We start from the raw sequence: 20252 nt of genomic DNA, 5'->3' as shown, positions 1-20252 counted from the left end.
GAGTAACATTATTGATGAGCACCGGCGGACAAGCACAAATAGGGAACGTTGACTTAGTCAAACAACTTAACGGCGCGGCAGTTTACCGCCTGATCGACCAGCAGGGCCCGATCTCGCGCATTCAAATTGCCGAACTCAGCCAGCTTGCCCCCGCCAGCGTCACCAAAATTACTCGCCAGCTGCTGGAGCGCGGGCTGATCAAAGAAGTCGATCAGCAAGCCTCCACCGGCGGCCGCCGCGCGATCTCCATCGTGTCGGAAACCCGTCATTTCCATACCGTCGCGGTGCGTCTCGGCCGCCACGACGCCACCATCACCCTGTATGACATGAGCGGCAAATCGCTCGGCGAAGAACACTATCCGCTGCCGGAACGCACCCAGGAAACGCTGGAGAATGCGCTGTTCGCCGCCATCGCCCAATTCATCGAAGCGAATCAGCGCCGCCTGCGCGAGCTGATCGCCATCGCGGTGATCCTGCCCGGCCTGGTGGATCCGGCGCTGGGCGTGGTGCGCTACATGCCGCACATCAGCGTCAGCAACTGGGCGCTGGTGGACAACCTGCAGCAGCGCTTCAACGTCACCAGCTTCGTCGGCCACGACATCCGCAGCCTGGCGCTGGCGGAGCACTACTTCGGCGCCACCCGCGACTGCGAAGACTCGATTCTGGTGCGCCTGCACCGCGGCACCGGCGCCGGCATCATCGTCAACGGGCAGATTTTTCTCGGCAACAACGGCAACGTCGGCGAGATCGGCCATATCCAGATCGATCCGCTCGGCGAACGCTGCCACTGCGGCAACTTCGGCTGCCTGGAAACGGTGGCCGCCAACGCGGCGATCGAACAGCGCGTGCGCCAGCTGCTGAGCCAGGGCTACCCGAGCAAACTGACGCTGGAAGACTGCGGCATCAACGCCATCTGCAAGGCCGCCAACCGCGGCGATCTGCTGGCCAGCGAAGTGATCGAACACGTCGGCCGCTATCTGGGCAAGGCGGTGGCCATCGCCATCAACCTGTTCAATCCGCAGAAGGTGGTGATCGCCGGTGAGATCACCGAAGCGGACAAAGTGCTGCTGCCGGCGATCCAGAGCTGCATCAATACCCAGGTGCTGAAGGACTTCCGCAAGAATCTGCCAGTGGTGACCTCCGAACTCAATCATCGCTCGGCGATCGGCGCTTTCGCCCTGGCCAAACGCGCGATGCTCAACGGCGTGCTCTTGCAGCGATTGCTGGAAAGCTGATCCGCCGCTTCTGGCAGGTGTGTTATCGTCACCCCTTGCCTGCCGTAATCATGAGAAACAGCGACAAATGAAAATCAAAAACGTTATATGCGATATCGACGGCGTGCTGCTGCATGACAATACGCCGGTGCCCGGCGCCGATCTGTTCCTGGCGCGCATCCAGGAACAAGGCATGCCGCTGGTGGTGCTGACCAACTACCCGTCACAGACCGCGCAGGATCTGGCGAACCGCTTCGCCGCCGCCGGGCTGGAAGTGCCGGAGAGCGCGTTCTATACCTCGGCGATGGCCACCGCCGATTTCCTGCGCCGCCAGGAAGGCAAAAAAGCCTACGTGGTCGGCGAAGGCGCGCTGATCCATGAGCTGTACAAAGCCGGTTTCACCATCACCGACATCAACCCGGATTTCGTGATCGTCGGGGAAACCCGCTCTTACAACTGGGACATGATGCACAAGGCCGCCTACTTCGTCAGTAACGGCGCGCGCTTTATCGCCACCAACCCGGATAGCCACGGCCACGGCTTCTCGCCGGCCTGCGGCGCGCTGTGCGCCCCCATCGAGAAGATCACCGGCCGCAAGCCGTTTTACGTCGGCAAGCCCAGCCCGTGGATCATTCGCGCCGCATTGAACAAAATGCAGGCGCACTCGGAAGAGACGGTGATCGTCGGCGACAACCTGCGCACCGACATTCTGGCGGGCTTCCAGGCCGGCCTGGAAACCGTGCTGGTGCTGTCCGGCGTCTCCACGCTGAGCGACATCGAAACCATGCCTTTCCGCCCGAGCTACGTCTACCCTTCCGTTGCCGATATCACTATTTTCTGACGCATTTATGGCGGCTGCCCGGCCGCCATTATTTCCCTCTTCCTGACCGCAGTTTGAATTTAATTCGTTCATGGCCGCAAAAGGTTTCAGCCTGCCCGCGCTAAAAACCCTCATTATAACCTTACGCCCCGCCAATAGCTGATATTGCCGGCAGGCGAAAATCCCTTACCCTAATTAATGAGGCTACCATGAGCACAAATAACATTATTAATGCCGCCGATGACGCAGCCATTATGCCGACTATCGCCAATAAAAAAATCCTGATGGGTTTCTGGCACAACTGGGCCGCCGGCGCCAGTGACGGTTATCAACAAGGCCAGTTCGCCAATATGAACCTGACAGACATTCCCGCCGAATATAACGTGGTGGCCGTCGCCTTTATGAAAGGCCAGGGAATCCCGACCTTCAAGCCTTACAACCTGTCCGACGCCGAGTTCCGCCGCCAGGTGGGCGTGCTGAACAGCCAGGGCCGCGCGGTGCTGATCTCCCTCGGCGGCGCAGACGCGCACATCGAACTGAAAACCGGCGACGAAGACCGGCTGAAAGACGAGATTATTCGCCTGGTGGAAGTCTACGGCTTCGACGGCCTGGATATCGATCTGGAACAGGCGGCGATCGGCGCCGCCAATAATAAAACCGTCTTGCCTGCGGCGCTGAAAAAAGTAAAAGACCATTACGCCGCGCAGGGGAAAAACTTTATTATCAGCATGGCGCCGGAATTCCCTTATCTGCAGGCTAACGGCAGCTATGGCGATTATATTAATGCGTTAGATGGCTATTATGACTTTATCGCGCCGCAATATTATAACCAGGGTGGCGACGGCATCTGGGTTCCCGAGGCCAATAACGGTGCCGGTGCCTGGATTGCCCAAAACAACGACGCCATGAAAGAAGACTTCCTCTATTACCTGACGGAAAGTCTGGTCACCGGCACCCGCGGATTTATCCGAATTCCAGCCAGTAAATTCGTTATCGGCCTGCCGAGCAACAACGATGCCGCCGCCACCGGCTACGTGATCGACAAACAGGCGGTGTATAACGCCTTCTCGCGTCTCGACGCCAAAAACCTGTCGATCAAGGGCCTGATGACCTGGTCAATCAACTGGGACAACGGCAAAAGCAAAGCCGGCGTGGCCTACAGCTGGGAGTTCAAAACCCGCTACGCGCCGCTGATTCAGGGCGGAGTCACCCCGCCGCCGGGAAAGCCTAATGCGCCGACGGCGCTGACGGTCTCCGAGTTGGGCGCCACCTCGCTGAAGCTGAGCTGGGCCGCCGCCACCGGTGCCTTACCGATCGCCAGTTACACCGTTTACCGCAACGGCAACCCGATCGGCCAGACTGCCGGCCTGTCGTTGGCCGACAACGGCCTGGCTCCGGCCACCCAGTACAGCTACTTCGTTACCGCAACCGACAGCCAGGGCAATACCTCGCTGCCGAGCAGCGCGCTGGCGGTCAAAACCGCCAACGACGGCACGCCGCCCGATCCGAGCGCGCCCGAGTGGCAGAACAACCACAGCTACCAAGCCGGCGACGTGGTGAGTTATAAAGGCAAGAAATACACCTGTATTCAGGCGCACACCTCCAACGCCGCCTGGACGCCGGACGCCGCCTTCACCCTGTGGCAGCTCATCGCCTAATCGCTAATCGATTGCCGGTCAAACCGGCCGGCAATCCCGTCATTACGCTAAAAATTGCATAATCGCTAATTTTTCCCGCCGATAACTGAAAATCCGTCAAAAACCGCGCCCAGGCAAACAACTATTTCTCAGCGTATGGCTAAAACGCTTGCATCTCATGCAGCTTTAGGCGCATTTTCATAACCACAGCGCAGCAAAACCGCGTTATCGCTGATGAATCGGCAATGCTGCCCATAACAGTAAAAAACAACATCACAGTCATAAAAGCCCGTTAGGAGAGTTGTATGTGTTCTATTTTCGGTGTGCTCGATCTGAAGTCCGATCCCGTTGAACTGCGTAAGAAAGCGCTGGAGCTGTCGCGCCTGATGCGCCATCGCGGCCCGGATTGGTCCGGCGTTTACGCCAGCGACAAAGCCATTTTGGCCCACGAACGCCTGTCGATCGTCGACGTCAACAACGGCGCTCAACCGCTGTACAACGCTGCGCACACCCACGTTTTGGCGGTCAACGGCGAAATTTACAACCACCAGGCGCTGCGCCAACAGCTGAGCGACCGCTACGCGTTCCAGACCGGTTCCGACTGTGAAGTAATCCTGGCGCTGTATCAGGAGAAAGGCCCGGACTTCCTCGACGATCTGCAAGGCATGTTCGCCTTCGCCCTGTACGACACCGAAAAAGACGCCTACCTGATCGGCCGCGATCATCTGGGCATCATCCCGCTGTACATGGGCCACGACGAGCACGGCAACCTGTACGTCGCCTCGGAAATGAAAGCGCTGGTGCCGGTGTGCCGCACCATCAAGGAATTTCCGGCCGGCAGCTACCTGTGGAGCCAGGACGGTGAGATCCGCGAATACTATCGCCGCGACTGGTTCGATTACGACAGCGTCAAAGACAACGTGACCGACGCCACCGCCCTGCGAACCGCGCTGGAAGAGTCGGTGAAAAGCCACCTGATGTCTGACGTGCCTTACGGCGTGCTGCTGTCGGGCGGGCTGGATTCCTCGGTCATCTCGGCGATCACCAAGAAGTACGCCGCGCGCCGCGTGGAAGATCAGGAACGCAGCGAAGCCTGGTGGCCGCAGCTGCACTCCTTCGCCGTCGGCCTGGAAGGCTCGCCGGATCTGCGCGCCGCGCAGGAGGTGGCCAACCATCTGGGCACCGTACACCATGAAATCCACTTCACCGTGCAGGAAGGCCTGGACGCCATCCGCGACGTGATTTACCACATCGAAACCTACGACGTCACCACCATCCGCGCCTCGACGCCGATGTACCTGATGTCGCGCAAAATCAAGGCGATGGGCATCAAGATGGTGCTCTCCGGCGAAGGCGCGGACGAAGTGTTCGGCGGCTACCTCTACTTCCATAAGGCGCCGGACGCCCGCGAATTCCACGAAGAGACCGTGCGCAAGCTGCTGGCGCTGCATATGTTCGACTGCGCGCGCGCCAACAAGGCGATGTCCGCCTGGGGCGTCGAAGCCCGCGTACCGTTCCTGGACAAGAAATTCCTCGACGTGGCGATGCGCATCAACCCGAAAGATAAAATGTGCGGCAACGGCAAAATGGAAAAACACATCGTCCGCGAATGTTTCGAGTCCTATTTGCCGGCCAGCGTGGCCTGGCGCCAGAAAGAGCAGTTCTCCGACGGCGTCGGCTACAGCTGGATCGACACGCTAAAAGAGGTCGCTGCGCAGCAAATCAGCGATCAACAGCTCGAAACCGCGCGTTTCCGCTTCCCGTACAACACGCCGACTTCGAAAGAAGGCTACCTGTACCGCGAAATCTTCGAGGAGCTGTTCCCGCTGCCGAGCGCCGCCGAATGCGTGCCGGGCGGCCCGTCCGTCGCCTGCTCGTCCGCCAAGGCCATCGAATGGGACGAATCGTTCAAGAAGATGGACGATCCTTCCGGCCGCGCCGTCGGCGTACACCAGGCCGCCTATAAATAATCGCGCAGCGCTTTCCCTCGGGGCGGGCCTTTTGGCCCGCCTTTTTGTTGCCTTTTCCCCCCGCCAACTGCCTGAATTGCCGATTTTATCGCCATAATGTTCACAACCCAGACAAACGGCGCTTCCGGGCACTTTTTCGGGAAAAAACTTGTTGACGCAAATCGGTCATATACGCATAATGCGCCCCGCAACGCCGATGAAGGCAAAGCAAAAAAAGAGGGCTACGTAGCTCAGCTGGTTAGAGCACATCACTCATAATGATGGGGTCACAGGTTCGAATCCCGTCGTAGCCACCATCTCTTTTTTGCATTTGCGGGAGTGGCGAAATTGGTAGACGCACCAGATTTAGGTTCTGGCGCCGCAAGGTGTGCGAGTTCAAGTCTCGCCTCCCGCACCATTTCTCTTCATCGTCGGCGCAGTATGTTGATGGGGTATCGCCAAGCGGTAAGGCACCGGTTTTTGATACCGGCATTCCCTGGTTCGAATCCAGGTACCCCAGCCATATTCTTTCGGGAATGGGGTTTCAACATAAGATTTGTTTGCAGGTGGGGTATCGCCAAGCGGTAAGGCACCGGTTTTTGATACCGGCATTCCCTGGTTCGAATCCAGGTACCCCAGCCATAACAAACTGCTTGCAAATCAAAGAAGTAAAAAGTACCATCGGCTACGTAGCTCAGCTGGTTAGAGCACATCACTCATAATGATGGGGTCACAGGTTCAAATCCCGTCGTAGCCACCATAATTGGGGTGTCGCCAAGCGGTAAGGCTCTGGTTTCTGATACCAGCATACCCAGGTTCGAATCCTGGCACCCCAGCCATATTTAGAAAAGCCCGCTTCGGCGGGCTTTTTGCTTTCCGATGCTCGGCCAATCCTAATGAGCCCAGCCGCAGCCGAGCCCTGTCGGTTACAATCCCAACGCGTACTTCAACGCATGCTCTTTCAGCTTGCCCGCCCGCTGCGCGGCCATCAGCGCCAGATTGCGCGCCACGTTCAGCGGCGCCAGGTTATTGCTGAAAGCGGTATAGAACAGATCCATGCCGCTCTGCATCAGCAGATTGTCGGTACGGCGGCGGCGCTGATAGCGCAGCAGTACCGCCTCGCTGCTCCAGTCCTCTCCCTGCTCCCGCGCATCGCTTAATACGTTCAGCAAGGCATCCACGTCGCGATACCCCAGATTGACGCCCTGCCCGGCCAGCGGGTTGATGGTATGCGCCGCATCGCCCAACAGCGCCAGCCCCGGCAACACGTAGCGCTGCGCATGACGCCGCGTCAGCGGGAACGAACCGGCGGCGTGCACCTTAACCGGGCCCAGTCGCGCCGGGAAAGCGGCGGCGATCTCGCGCTCCAGTTGCGCCGGCGGCATCGCCTGCAGCTGGCGAATGCGCTGCGGGCTGTCATACCACACCAGCGACGCCCAGCTGTCGTACAGCGGCAGGAAGGCACGCGGCCCAGATGGGAAGAAGCGCTGCCAGGTCACATCCTGCTGCGGCGCGCCGGTATCGACGGTGATCAACATGCACGCCTGACGATACTGCCAGCCGTTGGTGCCGATCGCCGCCAGCTTGCGCACCTGCGAGTTGGCGCCGTCGGCGCCGACAACCATGCGCGTCTGCAGCGTCTCACCGCCGTCCAGCGTCAGTTGCCAGGCATTGTCCGCCCGCTGCAGCGATTGCAGCCTGGCGGGGCACAGCAGCGTCAAATTGGCGCACTGCGCGAACTGCTGCCACAGCGCCAGCTGCAGAATGCGGTTTTCCACCATAAAGCCCAGCTCCGGCAGCCCCAGGGACACCGCGTCGAACGCCACGCGCGACGACGCCCACTCCCAGGTCTCCAGCCGGCGATACGGCGCCGTGCGCATCGCCGTCACGGCCTGCCAGGCGCCGAGCTGTTTCAGCAGCCCCACCGAGGTGCAGCCGATAGCGGAAATGCGCAGATCCGGCGGGCTTTGCGCCTCGAACGCCTGCGGCGCCTGATGTTCCAGCAACGCCACCGACCAGCCCGCCTGCGCCAGCCCCAGGGCCGCCGCCGCGCCGACCATGCCGCCGCCAACCACCACTGCGTCATACCGATTTTGAGATGTCTTCATATTGGCTATGTTTTCTGTGTGAATGCTCGCCATCCCACCCGGTATGGCGTTTTGCGCAGTGTACCGGATTTTCGCTTCGGCTTCAGGTTGCGTGCCATTTTCCCCCGCGCTGGTCACAACGGCGGCAAATGATTACAATACGCGCCCTGCATGTCGCGTAACGCAACTTTCGCTCCGCACTGAGTAATGGCAAGTCAATGACGAAAAAACTACATATCAAAACCTGGGGCTGCCAGATGAATGAGTACGATTCATCGAAAATGGCCGACCTGTTGAACAGCACGCACGGCTTCGAGTGGACCGATAACGCCGAAGAGGCGGACGTGCTGCTGCTGAACACCTGCTCGATCCGTGAAAAGGCGCAGGAGAAAGTTTTCGCCATGCTGGGGCGCTGGCGCTTGCTGAAAGAAAAGAACCCGTCGGTGATCATCGGCGTCGGCGGTTGCGTGGCCTCGCAAGAAGGTGAACTGATCCGCAGCCGCGCGCCCTGCGTTGACGTGGTATTCGGCCCGCAGACCCTGCACCGCCTGCCGGAAATGATCAATCACGTTCAGGGCACCCGCAGCCCGGTGGTCGACATCAGCTTCCCGGAGATCGAAAAGTTCGACCGTCTGCCGGAACCGCGCGCCGAAGGCCCGACCGCATTCGTGTCGATCATGGAAGGCTGCAACAAATACTGCACCTTCTGCGTGGTGCCTTACACCCGCGGCGAGGAAGTGAGCCGCCCGAGCGACGACGTGCTGTTCGAAATCGCCCAACTGGCGGCGCAGGGCGTACGCGAGGTCAACCTGCTCGGCCAAAACGTCAACGCTTACCGCGGTGCCACGCATGACGGCGATATCTGCTCGTTCGCCGAACTGCTGCGCCTGGTGGCGGCCATCGACGGCATCGATCGCATTCGCTTCACCACCAGCCACCCGATCGAGTTCACCGACGACATCATCGCGGTGTACGAAGACACGCCGGAGCTGGTCAGCTTCCTGCATCTGCCGGTGCAGAGCGGTTCGGATCGCATCCTGACCATGATGAAACGCGCGCACACCGCGCTGGAGTACAAGGCGATTATCCGCAAGCTGCGCAAGGCGCGCCCGAACATCCAGCTCAGCTCCGATTTCATCGTCGGTTTCCCGGGCGAAAACCAGGCCGACTTCGAACAGACCATGAACCTGATCGCCGACGTCAATTTCGACGTCAGCTTCAGCTTCATCTATTCGTCGCGCCCGGGCACCCCGGCGGCGGACATGGTCGACGACGTCAGCGAAGAAGAGAAAAAACAGCGGCTGTATATTCTGCAGGACCGCATCAACCAGCAGGCGCTGCAGTTCAGCCGCCGCATGCTAGGCACCGTCCAGCGCATTCTGGTGGAGGGCACCTCGCGCAAAAGCGTGATGGAGCTGGCCGGGCGCACGGAGTGCAACCGTGTGGTAAACTTCGAGGGCACGCCCGACATGATCGGCCAGTTCGTCGACGTGGAAATTACCGAGGTGCTGACCAACACCCTGCGTGGCGCAGTGGTGCGCACCGAACAGCAGATGGATCTGCGCGTACATGAATCCCCGCAGTCGGTGATCGCCCGTACCCGCAAAGAAAACGCGCTGGGCGTCGGCATTTACCAGCCCTGACGCCGCGGCGGCCGCCTTATCGCCGCCCATTCGCGCTACTCCTTACCGTTTCTCCGCCGGGCGTCCGCGCCCGGTGATTTGCTTTTTTATTTTTTTATTGTTGAAGAGGCGACATAACATGCAACTCCCACACTGCCCGAAGTGCAACTCCGAATACACCTACCAGGACAATGCCCTGTTCATCTGCCCTGAGTGCGCCCACGAGTGGAGCGACAGCGCCCCGGCGGAAGATCAGGACACGCTGATCGTCAAAGACGCCAACGGCAACCTGCTGGCGGACGGCGACGCGGTCACCGTGATCAAAGACCTGAAGGTCAAAGGCAGCTCCTCGATGCTCAAAATCGGCACCAAGGTGAAAAACATTCGCCTGGTCGAAGGCGATCACAACATCGACTGCAAAATCGATGGCTTCGGCCCGATGAAGCTGAAATCCGAGTTCGTGAAAAAGAACTGATTCCCAGCGGCCTTGTTCTGTGATGACGCGGCGGGCTTTGCGCCCCGCCGCGTTTTTTCCTTCTCTTCCCTTGAATTTCGCCGACGGCGCACAGATAGATCAGCGGTAAACTTGCGCCGTTGCGGCGCACCATGAATAATTCAAGAAAGAGAGTATTCAGGCTCGCCCTGAACGCGCGCGTCCCGGACGCGCTATGTGACATCAACCAGGCCCGATGTGACCTAGAGGAATAGTTTGAACGTCGCAACACAAGAAATTTTGTTAGAGCCCGCAGACAACAAGCGTTTGCTCAGCCTGTGCGGCCCGTTTGATGACAACATCAAACAACTCGAGCGCCGATTGGGCATCGAAATCAATCGCCGCGACAACCGTTTCAAGCTGGTCGGCAAAAACCTGTGCGTGGCCGCCGCCGCCGATATCCTGCGCCATCTGTACGTGGATACCGCGCCGATTCGCGGCGTGATCCCGGATATCGATCCGGAGCAAATCCACCTGGCCATCAAAGAGAGCCGGGTGCTGGAACAGGTAGCCGACAGCGTGCCGGATTACGGCAAGGCGGTCACCATCAAAACCAAGCGCGGCATGGTGAAACCGCGCACGCCCAACCAGGCGCAGTACATCGCCAACATTCTCGATCACGACATCACCTTCGGCATCGGCCCGGCGGGCACCGGCAAGACCTACCTGGCGGTCGCCGCCGCGGTAGATGCGCTGGAGCGCCAGGAAATTCGCCGCATTCTGCTGACCCGCCCCGCGGTCGAAGCCGGCGAAAAGCTGGGCTTCCTGCCGGGCGATCTGAGCCAGAAGGTCGATCCCTATCTGCGCCCGCTGTACGACGCCCTGTTCGAAATGCTGGGCTTCGAGCGCGTGGAGAAGCTCATCGAGCGCAACGTGATCGAAGTCGCGCCGCTGGCCTATATGCGCGGCCGCACGCTGAACGACGCCTTTATCATTCTGGATGAGAGCCAGAACACCACCATCGAACAGATGAAGATGTTCCTGACGCGCATCGGCTTCAACTCGAAGGCGGTCATCACCGGCGACGTCACCCAGATCGACCTGCCGCGCAACCAGAAATCCGGCCTGCGCCACGCGGTGGAAGTGCTGTCGGACGTGGAAGAACTGAGCTTCAACTTCTTCCACAGCGAAGACGTGGTGCGCCACCCGGTGGTGGCCCGCGTGGTCATCGCCTATGAGGCCTGGGAAGCGGCCGAACAGAAACGCAAAGACGCGATTGCCGAACAACGTAAGCGCGAGGCGCTCGCCGCCTCCGAGCAGGAGACACCATGAGCCAGGTGATTTTGGATCTGCAGATTGCCTGTGAAAGCGGCGACGGCCTGCCGGATGAGGCTACCTTCCAGCGCTGGCTGGAAGGCGTGCTGCCGCAATTTCAGGAAGAGGCCGAGGTGACCGTGCGTCTGGTTGACGAAGCGGAAAGCCACGAGCTGAACCTGACCTACCGCGGCAAAGACAAGCCGACCAACGTGCTCTCTTTCCCGTTCGAGGCCCCGCCGGGCATCGAGCTGCCGCTGCTCGGCGATCTGATCATCTGCCGCCAGGTGGTTGAACAGGAAGCGATTGAGCAAGGCAAGGCGCTGGAGGCCCACTGGGCGCATATGGTTGTCCACGGCAGTCTTCATCTGCTAGGGTATGACCACATCGAAGACGATGAAGCCGAAGAAATGGAGTCTTTGGAAACCGAAATCATGCACGGACTGGGCTATCCTGATCCGTACCTGGCGGAAAAAGACCCCGTCTGACGTCAGCCGTTTACCCTACAGCCCCCTGCGGGGCTGTCGCTGACGCCCCTTAACTCTGACATGAGTGACAGTAACGAAAACGCCATGAGCGACGACCATTCACAAAGCAATGACAGCCCCAGTCCCAAGAAGGGGTTCTTTACTCTTATCCTTAACCAGCTGTTCCACGGCGAGCCCAAAAACCGTGGCGATCTGGTCGAGCTGATCCGTGATTCCGAACAAAACGACCTGATCGATCCCGATACTCGCGACATGCTGGAAGGCGTGATGGATATCGCCGAGCAGCGCGTGCGCGACATCATGATCCCCCGCTCCCAGATGGTGACGCTCAAGCGCAACCAGACGCTGGAAGAGTGCCTGGACGTGATTATCGACTCCGCCCACTCGCGCTTCCCGGTGATCAGCGAAGACAAAGATCACATCGAAGGTATCCTGATGGCCAAGGATCTGCTGCCGTTCATGCGCGCAGACTCCGAGCCGTTCAGCATCGACAAGGTGCTGCGCACCGCGGTGGTGGTGCCGGAAAGCAAGCGCGTCGACCGGATGCTGAAAGAGTTCCGCTCCCAGCGCTATCACATGGCGATTGTCATTGACGAATTCGGCGGCGTGTCCGGCCTGGTCACCATCGAAGACATTCTGGAACTGATCGTCGGCGAGATCGAAGACGAATACGACGACGAAGACGATCTGGATATCCGCCAGCTCAGCCGCCACATGTACACCGTGCGCGCGCTGGCCCCAATCGAAGACTTCAACGAAGCCTTCGGCACCCATTTCAGCGACGACGAGGTCGATACCATCGGCGGTCTGGTGATGCAGGCCTTCGGCCACCTGCCGGCGCGCGGGGAAACCATTGAAATCGAAGGTTACCTATTTAAAGTTGCCATGGCCGACAGTCGACGTATTATCCAGGTTCATGTAAAAATTCCGGACGATTCTCCACCACCGAAACTGGAAGATTAAATCCAACATGGCTAAAGCCTCATTACTTGAACGCCAGCGGGTTCGCGCCCTGCTGGCGCTGTTGTCAGGTGCCAGCGGGACGCTGGCGTTCTCACCCTACGACTTCTGGCCTGCGGCCATCGTCTCCCTGTTCGGCCTGCTGGCCGTCACCCTCAATCGCACCGCCAAACAGTCCGCCCTGCTCGGCTTTGTCTGGGGCTTCGGGCTGTTCGGCAGTGGCATCAACTGGGTGTATGTCAGCATCGCCGATTTCGGCGGCATGCCTTTCGCCGTCAACGTCTTCCTGGTGGTGCTGCTCGCCGCTTACCTGTCGCTGTATACCGGGCTGTTCGCCGGGCTGTTGACGCGCCTGTGCCCGGCCACCCGCTGGTGGCGGCTGGCCATCGCCGCGCCGGCGCTGTGGCAGGTGACCGAATTCCTGCGCGGCTGGGTGCTGACCGGCTTCCCCTGGCTGCAGTTCGGCTACAGCCAGATCAACGGCCCGCTGAAGGGCATCGCGCCGCTGCTGGGCGTCGACGCCATCACCTTTGTGCTGATGGCCATCGCCGGCCTGCTGGTGTATGCCGTCAATCAGCGCCGCCTGTCGGCTGCGGTCATCGCCGCCGCGCTGCTGCTGTTGCCGTGGCCGCTGCGCCAACTGCAGTGGTTTACCCCGCAGCCGGAGAAAGCGGTGAACGTCGCCATGGTGCAAGGCAACATCGCCCAGTCGATGAAATGGGATCCGAAAGCGCTGGTCAGCACGCTGCAAACCTATCTGGACGAAACCCGTCCGTACGTGGGCAAGGCGCCGATCGTCATCTGGCCGGAGTCCGCCATCCCGGATTATGAAGCCAACCAGAACGGCTTCCTGACCATGATGGACGACCTGATGCGGGCGAAGAACAGCAGCCTGATCACCGGCATCGTCGACGTGCGCGCCACGCCACAGGGCCAGCAGATCTACAACAGCGCCATCGTGCTCGGCGAGCCGACGCCGTACAGCTACCCGGACAAGAATCGCTACAACAAGCACCACCTGGTGCCGTTCGGCGAATTCGTGCCGCTGGAGACGCTGCTGCGGCCGCTGGCGCCGTTCTTCGATCTGCCGATGTCTTCCTTCAGCCGCGGCGACTATGTGCAGCCGCAGCTCAGCGTGCGCGGGTACAACCTGACGGCGGCCATCTGCTACGAAATCGTGCTGGGCCAGCAGGTGCGCGATAACTTCCGCCCGGACACCAACTTCCTGCTGACCATCTCCAACGATGCCTGGTTCGGCCACTCCATCGGCCCGTGGCAACACTTCCAGATGGCGCGCATGCGGGCGCTGGAGCTCGGCCGGCCGCTGCTGCGCAGCACCAATAACGGCGTCACCGCCGCGGTGGACGCGAACGGCGAGGTGATCGCCGAAATCCCGCAGTTCACCCGTCAGGTGCTCGAAGTGAAGGTCACGCCGACCACCGGCGTCACGCCTTATGCGCGCTTCGGCGCCACGCCGCTGTGGGTGATTACCCTGCTGCTGGGCGGCTGGGCGCTGATGTTGGGCCTGCGCCGCAAATAATCCTCTCCGTCGGGGCGCGCCCGCCGCGCCCCACTTTCCCGTCAATATCCCCACCTCAGTCAGAAAATGCCGTTAAATCAACGCGGCTGGCACACTCCTTGCTTTTATCTATGGCGACCTCGCGCGCCGGTTTACTTTTGCTGACGTTTTGTCTCACCTGCGCACATTTTGGGTGCGTCGAGCGCACCGCACGAGTGCGTCAGCGTTTTGTTGCATTGATTTGGTGCGCGCGGCGTCTCAAAAAATGAAACATTTTAGTTTCAAGATATTCACAATCGGTTATTTTTTAACGGCTATCCGTTCTAAGACTATCTTTATAACTTGAGCAATAAATAGTCGGTTTAACCTGACGCTCTTTAGTCAGAGCCACCACAACAGCAAAGGAGTTGGACCATGCAAATGCGTAAATTGGCGTTATCGTTACTGCTGCTCGGTATGGCAGGTAGCGTGGCGCATGCGGAAGACCTGACCGGTACGCTGAAGAAAATCAAAGACAATGGCGTGATCGTTGTCGGCCACCGCGAATCGTCAGTGCCGTTCTCCTACTACGACAACCAACAAAAAGTTGTGGGCTACTCTCAGGACTACTCCAACCAAATCGTTGAAGCCGTTAAGAAAAAGCTGAATGCACCGAATCTGCAGGTGAAAATGCTGCCGATTACCTCGCAGAACCGCATCCCGCTGCTGCAAAACGGCACCTATGATTTCGAGTGCGGCTCCACCACCAATAACCTCGAGCGCCAGAAACAGGCCGCCTTCTCCGACACCATTTTCGTGGTCGGCACCCGCTTGCTGGTGAAAAAAGGCTCCGACATCAAAGACTTTAAAGACCTGGCAGGCAAACCGGTGGTGGTCACCTCCGGCACCACCTCCGAAGTACTGCTGAACAAGCTGAACGACAGCGGCAAGATGAACATGCGCATCATCAGCGCCAAAGATCACGGCGATTCCTTCCGCACTCTGGAAAGCGGCCGCGCCGTGGCCTTCATGATGGATGACGCCCTGCTGGCGGGCGAGCGCGCCAAGGCCAAGAAACCGGATCAGTGGGAAATCATCGGCACGCCGCAGTCGAAAGAGGCCTACGGCTGCATGCTGCGTAAAGACGACCCTGAGTTCAAAAAACTGGTCGATGACACCATCGCCCAGGCGCAAACTTCCGGTGAGGCGGCCAAGTGGTTTGACAAATGGTTCAAACAGCCTATCCCACCAAAACAGCTCAACATGAACTTCGAACTGTCGGACGATATGAAGCAACTGTTCAAAGAGCCTAACGACAAAGCGTTGAACTAAATAGAACAAAAGCCGGGGCGGCCGCCAGGCCAAACCGGCCCAGTTGATGACTGGGACAGACAGGAATGAGGGGGGCCGTTCCCCTCCCTCATTTTCCCCAAGGCGCGCCACCGACATCCGTACACAACAAGCCAGCCAGACTGGCCGCGCGGCGATCGGCGCTCATCAAGTCATCAATCTTCGGCGCCCTGCGCCCGTTTATCGGAGTTTGTTATGTCAATAGATTGGAACTGGGGTATCTTCCTGCAGCAGGCCCCGTTTGGGAACACCACTTACCTCGGCTGGATCTGGTCCGGCTTTCAGGTCACGGTGGCCCTCTCCGTCTGTGCATGGATTATCGCTTTCTTCGTCGGTTCGCTGTTCGGTATCTTGCGTACCGTGCCCAACCGCTTTCTTTCCACTCTCGGCACCTGTTACGTCGAACTGTTCCGCAACGTGCCGCTGATCGTGCAATTCTTTACCTGGTATCTGGTGATCCCCGAGCTGCTGCCGGTCAATATCGGCACCTGGTTCAAGACCGAGCTGGATCCCAACGTGCAGTTCTTCGTCTCTTCCATGCTTTGTCTGGGGCTGTTTACCGCCGCCCGCGTTTGCGAGCAGGTGCGCGCCGCCATTCAATCCCTGCCGCGCGGCCAGAAAGCCGCCGGGCTGGCGATGGGCCTGACGCTGCCGCAAACCTACCGCTACGTGCTGTTGCCGAACGCCTACCGGGTGATCGTGCCGCCGATGACCTCGGAGATGCTCAACCTAGTCAAAAACTCCGCCATCGCCTCCACCATCGGGCTGGTGGACATGGCCGCGCAGGCCGGCAAGCTGTTGGATTACTCCGCACACGCCTATGAATCCTTTACCGCCATCACGCTGGCTTATATCGGCATCAACGCCGTTATCATGCTGTTTATGCGTCTGGTCGAAAAGAAAGTGCAGTTGCCTGGCAACCTGGGGAGTAAATAATGTACGAATTTGACTGGGCGTCGATCGTCCCAAGCTTCCCTTATCTGCTGCAGGGCATGGTGATCACGCTGAAGATCACCGTGACCGCCGTCGTGGTCGGCATCCTGTGGGGCACCGTGCTGGCGGTGATGCGCCTGTCGCCGTTCAAACCGATCAGCTGGTTCGCCACCCTGTACGTCAACCTGTTCCGTTCGGTGCCGCTGGTGATGGTGCTGCTGTGGTTCTATCTGGTGGTTCCAAGCTTATTACAACAGGTTCTAGGGCTGTCGCCGAAAACCGATATTCGCCTGATCTCGGCTATGGTAGCCTTTTCCCTGTTTGAAGCGGCTTATTATTCGGAAATCATCCGCGCCGGCATTATCAGCATCTCGCGCGGCCAATCTTCCGCCGCGCTGGCGCTGGGCATGACCCACTGGCAATCCATGCGGCTGGTGATCCTGCCGCAGGCGTTCCGCGCCATGGTGCCGCTGCTGCTGACCCAGGGCATCGTGCTGTTCCAGGATACCTCGCTGGTTTACGTACTGAGCCTGGCCGACTTCTTCCGCACCGCGTCGACCATCGGCGAACGCGACGGCACCCAGGTTGAAATGATCCTGTTCGCCGGCTTTGTCTATTTTGTTATCAGCCTCGCCGCCTCGGCGCTGGTAAGCTATTTGAAGAAAAGGACTGTTTGATGATATCCCTGAAAAATGTTTCCAAGTGGTACGGTCACTTTCAAGTGTTGACCGATTGCACCACCGAAGTGAAAAAAGGCGAAGTGGTCGTCGTCTGCGGTCCTTCAGGTTCCGGCAAGTCCACCCTGATCAAAACCGTCAACGGCCTGGAGCCGATCCAGCAGGGAAGCATCCTGGTGAACGGCACGCCGGTTAACGACAAGAAAACCAACCTGGCGCAGCTGCGCGCCAAGGTCGGCATGGTGTTCCAACACTTTGAACTGTTCCCGCACCTGTCCATCATCGACAACCTGACGCTGGCGCAGGTAAAAGTGCTCAAGCGCGATAAGACCGCCTCGCGCGAGAAGGGCCTGAAGCTGCTGGAGCGCGTCGGCCTCACCGCCCATGCCAACAAATTCCCCGGTCAGCTGTCCGGCGGCCAGCAGCAGCGCGTCGCCATCGCCCGCGCGCTGTGCATGGATCCGATCGCCATGCTGTTCGATGAGCCGACCTCGGCGCTCGATCCGGAAATGATCAACGAAGTGCTGGACGTGATGGTCGAACTGGCGAACGAAGGCATGACCATGATGGTGGTGACCCACGAAATGGGCTTCGCCCGCAAGGTGGCGAATCGCGTGATCTTTATGGACGAAGGCAAAATCGTCGAAGACCGCAACAAAGACGATTTCTTCAACAACCCTGAATCCGATCGCGCCAAGGACTTCCTGGCCAAGATCCTGCACTGATCGCGCAGTCCCCTAAACCCAAGCGCCCCAAGGGGCGCTAGTTTTTCGGCGCCCATGCGCCTGAATGCCCCTCATTGCCGCCTCAACAAAGTTAGGATTTATCTTAAACCCCCCGTTGCGATGACCGTAAACAACGCGCGATCCTGCAGGCTGTCCTACCTTTGATGATTAACTCACCCATCAGAGAGGCTGGCATGATTCAACTGGTACAAGCGGAGTACAACATCAAATCCGGTTATCCGATTGTTCGACGCACGTTGGAAGACAAGAAGAAACTGATTGAAAAACCGGGTTTCGGGCCGGAGTCCTGTTGCGCCACCATCGAATACCAGCTGCGCGGCAGCACTCGCTATGCCTTTGGCAATAGCCAGATGAAAATGGAGATGCCGCCGGATATCTACACCCATAACTGGGTCAAGCTTCATGCCGAAATGGCCGCGCTGGTTGCGGCGATAAGGCGCATCGAACGCTTTGACGCCGATAAGGAGCAGGTGCCGATCACCAACGTGTATATCGAGCTGCGCCCCTGCGAGGCCAACTGCATGCAGGCACTGCAAAATATCTTGTCCGACGGCACTACCGTCTATTACTCCTTCTTGCACCCAAACGAGGTGGAAGAATGGAAACGCAGCGCTCATGAACTCTGCGGTGTCTGAACGCCTTATCCCGTCGCGCTAACGCCCGGCACTAAAAGCGCTTGTTTCTCCCCGGTTTTGATCCGATGCTCGCTGGATAACAAACAGAGGAGAAAGAACATGCCCCGCCCTATTATCATCGATTGCGATCCCGGCCTCGACGACGCCATCGCGCTGGCCATGGCGCTGCGTTCGCCGGAGCTGGACGTCAAAGCCATCACCACCTCCGCCGGCAACCAGACGCCGGAGAAAACCCTGCATAACGCGCTGGGCCTGTTGACCCTGATGGGGCGCGAGGACATACCGGTCGCCGCCGGCGCCGGCGGCCCGCTGATGCGCGAGCTGGTGATCGCCGACTATGTCCACGGCAAAACCGGCATGGGCAACACCCACCTGCCGGCGCCGACCCTCAAACCCGATCCCCGCGGCGCCATCGAGCTGATCGCCGACCTGCTGCGCGCCAGCCCGCAGCCGATAACCCTGGTGGTGACCGGCCCGATGACCAACATCGCCCTGCTGTTGGCCCAGCATGCCGAGCTGAAAAGCCGCATCGAGCGCATCGTATTTATGGGCGGCGGCATGAACGCCGGCAATACCACGCCGGTCGCGGAGTTCAACATCTTCGTCGATCCCGAAGCCGCCGAAATGGTGCTGAAATCCGGCGTGCCGCTGACCATGGCCGGCCTGAACGTCACCCATCAGGCGCTGGTGTTGCCGCAGGATATCGAACGCATTCGTCAGATAGCCAATCCGGTCGCGCAGGCGGTCGCGGAGATGCTCGATTTTTACCTGCCGCTGTATCTCAGCCACCCGCGCGGCCTGCCCGGCGCGGCGATGCACGATCCCTGCACCATCGCCTGGCTGCTGGCGCCGCAGCTGTTTACCGGCGTAGAGCGCTGGGTGGGGGTGGAAACCAAGGGGGAATACACCGCCGGGATGACGGTGGTGGACTATTTCCAGCAAACCGGCAACGCGGCCAACGTGGAAGTGCTGACCGGCATCAACCGCGAAGGCTTTATCGATCTGCTGGCCGAGCGCGTAGCGCGTTATTGATCCCATCGGGGCGCATTCGCGCCCCTAGTTCAATTTTTTTGATTTAACTCAGCGAATTTTTGCGCTATCACTGTTCCTGGCTTGCCTCTACCATGCGTTTACACCGACTGACATCGTTACCGATTAGACTTCGCCTGGAGATAAGCCAATGAGCCGCGTACTGGTCCTGAAATCAAGTATTCTGGGTGAATATTCCCAGTCTGGAAAATTAGTCGATTTTTTTGTTGAACAATGGCGTGAAACTCACCCTGAAGACAGGTTCACCGTGCGCGATTTGGCCAACCCGACGCTGCCGGAGCTGGATGGTGAAGTGATGGCCGGTTTTACCGCCGGCGATAAACCGCTGACGCCGCACCAGCAAAGCACCCTGGCGCTGTCCGATGAGCTGATTGCCGAGCTGAAGTCGCACGACACGCTGATCATCAGCGCCCCGATGTACAACTTCAACATCCCGACGCAGCTGAAGATCTACTTCGATCTGATTGCCCGCGCCGGTCAGACGTTCCGCTATACTTCCGCCGGCGCCGAAGGGCTGGTGACAGGCAAGAAAGCGATCGTCATCTCCAGCCGCGGCGGCATCCACGCCGACACGCCGACGGATCTGATCACGCCGTACGTGAAGCTGTTCCTGGGCTTTATCGGCATCACCGACGTTGAATTCGTGCTGGCGGAAGGCTTCGCCTACGGCCCGGAAGCGGCGGAGAAAGCCGCCCAGGACAGCCGCATCGCGGTCGCGCAGAAAATCCCGGCCGGCGTCGCCGTACCGGCCAGCGCACCGGCGCAGGCGCAGGCCGCCCCGGCCACCGTCAGCGGCGGTTTCCTCAGCAACCTGCTGAAGAAACTGTTCCGCTAAACGC

General features: G+C 59.5%; 18 protein-coding genes and 6 tRNA genes. 23 read left to right on the top strand and 1 reads right to left on the bottom strand.

Annotated features, from left to right (window positions below):
• Window positions 1-14 precede the first annotated feature (14 nt).
• The 10 genes from nagC to SSARUM_RS05630 all read left to right on the top strand — a co-directional run bounded on the left by nagC (window position 15) and on the right by SSARUM_RS05630 (window position 6459).
• Window positions 15-1235: a DNA-binding transcriptional regulator NagC gene (nagC, locus tag SSARUM_RS05675; protein WP_033637448.1), complete on the top strand. Its 1221-nt coding sequence runs from the start codon at window positions 15-17 to the stop codon at window positions 1233-1235.
• Window positions 1236-1302: 67 nt separating this feature from the next.
• On the top strand, window positions 1303-2055 hold the full coding sequence (locus SSARUM_RS05670) for an HAD-IIA family hydrolase (RefSeq protein WP_004939957.1): 753 nt from the start codon (window positions 1303-1305) through the stop codon (window positions 2053-2055).
• A 188-nt stretch (window positions 2056-2243) separates the two neighbouring features.
• A complete protein-coding gene (gene chiC, locus SSARUM_RS05665; RefSeq protein ID WP_033655299.1) occupies window positions 2244-3692 on the top strand; it encodes a chitinase ChiC in 1449 nt (482 codons plus the stop codon).
• Window positions 3693-3976: 284 nt separating this feature from the next.
• Window positions 3977-5641, top strand: a complete 1665-nt coding sequence (gene asnB / locus SSARUM_RS05660; RefSeq protein WP_033637446.1) for an asparagine synthase B — start codon at window positions 3977-3979, stop codon at window positions 5639-5641.
• Window positions 5642-5860: 219 nt separating this feature from the next.
• Window positions 5861-5937, top strand: a tRNA-Met gene (locus SSARUM_RS05655).
• Between the two features lie 16 nt (window positions 5938-5953).
• A tRNA-Leu gene (locus tag SSARUM_RS05650) sits at window positions 5954-6038 on the top strand.
• A gap of 30 nt (window positions 6039-6068) precedes the next feature.
• Window positions 6069-6143 (top strand) — tRNA-Gln (locus SSARUM_RS05645).
• A 44-nt stretch (window positions 6144-6187) separates the two neighbouring features.
• A tRNA-Gln gene (locus tag SSARUM_RS05640) sits at window positions 6188-6262 on the top strand.
• A 41-nt stretch (window positions 6263-6303) separates the two neighbouring features.
• Window positions 6304-6380: transfer RNA gene (locus SSARUM_RS05635), tRNA-Met, on the top strand.
• Window positions 6381-6384: 4 nt separating this feature from the next.
• Window positions 6385-6459, top strand: a tRNA-Gln gene (locus SSARUM_RS05630).
• A gap of 87 nt (window positions 6460-6546) precedes the next feature.
• On the opposite strand, the gene ubiF is transcribed toward SSARUM_RS05630, so the two are convergent.
• Window positions 6547-7728: a 3-demethoxyubiquinol 3-hydroxylase gene (gene ubiF / locus SSARUM_RS05625; protein WP_041033865.1), complete on the bottom strand. Its 1182-nt coding sequence runs from the start codon at window positions 7726-7728 to the stop codon at window positions 6547-6549.
• Between the two features lie 197 nt (window positions 7729-7925).
• Between ubiF and miaB the strand changes: the two genes are divergently transcribed.
• The 13 genes from miaB to SSARUM_RS05560 all read left to right on the top strand — a co-directional run bounded on the left by miaB (window position 7926) and on the right by SSARUM_RS05560 (window position 20248).
• Window positions 7926-9350, top strand: coding sequence for a tRNA (N6-isopentenyl adenosine(37)-C2)-methylthiotransferase MiaB (gene miaB / locus SSARUM_RS05620; RefSeq protein WP_060429659.1), 1425 nt, complete (start codon window positions 7926-7928; stop codon window positions 9348-9350).
• 118 nt (window positions 9351-9468) lie between these two features.
• The gene (locus SSARUM_RS05615; RefSeq protein WP_049195580.1) at window positions 9469-9804 is read left to right on the top strand and encodes a zinc ribbon domain-containing protein YjdM; all 336 of its coding nucleotides are present in this window, start codon (window positions 9469-9471) and stop codon (window positions 9802-9804) included.
• A gap of 234 nt (window positions 9805-10038) precedes the next feature.
• Window positions 10039-11094 carry a PhoH family protein gene (locus SSARUM_RS05610; protein WP_033637443.1) on the top strand — a complete coding sequence of 352 codons (1056 nt, stop codon included), beginning with the start codon at window positions 10039-10041 and terminating at the stop codon, window positions 11092-11094.
• Complete coding sequence (ybeY, locus tag SSARUM_RS05605; RefSeq protein WP_033637441.1) at window positions 11091-11564, top strand: rRNA maturation RNase YbeY; 474 nt, start codon at window positions 11091-11093, stop codon at window positions 11562-11564. The genes SSARUM_RS05610 and ybeY overlap by 4 nt, the downstream gene beginning before the upstream one ends.
• An 84-nt stretch (window positions 11565-11648) precedes the next feature.
• A complete protein-coding gene (gene corC, locus SSARUM_RS05600) occupies window positions 11649-12527 on the top strand; it encodes a CNNM family magnesium/cobalt transport protein CorC (RefSeq protein WP_004939973.1) in 879 nt (292 codons plus the stop codon).
• A 7-nt stretch (window positions 12528-12534) separates the two neighbouring features.
• The gene (gene lnt, locus SSARUM_RS05595; protein ID WP_060429657.1) at window positions 12535-14064 is read left to right on the top strand and encodes an apolipoprotein N-acyltransferase; all 1530 of its coding nucleotides are present in this window, start codon (window positions 12535-12537) and stop codon (window positions 14062-14064) included.
• 393 nt (window positions 14065-14457) lie between these two features.
• Window positions 14458-15354, top strand: a complete 897-nt coding sequence (locus SSARUM_RS05590) for an amino acid ABC transporter substrate-binding protein (protein ID WP_033637439.1) — start codon at window positions 14458-14460, stop codon at window positions 15352-15354.
• A 213-nt stretch (window positions 15355-15567) separates the two neighbouring features.
• A complete protein-coding gene (locus tag SSARUM_RS05585; RefSeq protein WP_033647195.1) occupies window positions 15568-16308 on the top strand; it encodes an amino acid ABC transporter permease in 741 nt (246 codons plus the stop codon).
• On the top strand, window positions 16308-16982 hold the full coding sequence (gene gltK, locus SSARUM_RS05580) for a glutamate/aspartate ABC transporter permease GltK (RefSeq protein ID WP_033637438.1): 675 nt from the start codon (window positions 16308-16310) through the stop codon (window positions 16980-16982). The genes SSARUM_RS05585 and gltK overlap by 1 nt, the downstream gene beginning before the upstream one ends.
• On the top strand, window positions 16982-17707 hold the full coding sequence (locus SSARUM_RS05575; RefSeq protein WP_033637437.1) for an amino acid ABC transporter ATP-binding protein: 726 nt from the start codon (window positions 16982-16984) through the stop codon (window positions 17705-17707). The genes gltK and SSARUM_RS05575 overlap by 1 nt, the downstream gene beginning before the upstream one ends.
• Before the next feature lie 194 nt (window positions 17708-17901).
• Window positions 17902-18363 (top strand): hypothetical protein, encoded by a 462-nt coding sequence (locus SSARUM_RS05570; RefSeq protein WP_039566939.1) that lies wholly within the window; start codon window positions 17902-17904, stop codon window positions 18361-18363.
• Window positions 18364-18462: 99 nt separating this feature from the next.
• A complete protein-coding gene (rihA, locus tag SSARUM_RS05565; RefSeq protein ID WP_039566941.1) occupies window positions 18463-19395 on the top strand; it encodes a pyrimidine-specific ribonucleoside hydrolase RihA in 933 nt (310 codons plus the stop codon).
• 148 nt (window positions 19396-19543) lie between these two features.
• Entirely contained in the window at window positions 19544-20248 is a 705-nt protein-coding gene (locus SSARUM_RS05560) for an FMN-dependent NADH-azoreductase (RefSeq protein WP_033647198.1), read from the top strand.
• Window positions 20249-20252 lie beyond the last annotated feature (4 nt).

This window comes from Serratia sarumanii, assembly GCF_029962605.1.
GTDB lineage: Bacteria > Pseudomonadota > Gammaproteobacteria > Enterobacterales > Enterobacteriaceae > Serratia > Serratia sarumanii.
The sequence above is the reverse complement of the archived record's forward strand: the minus strand, read 5'-3'. Positions and strand labels throughout refer to the sequence as shown.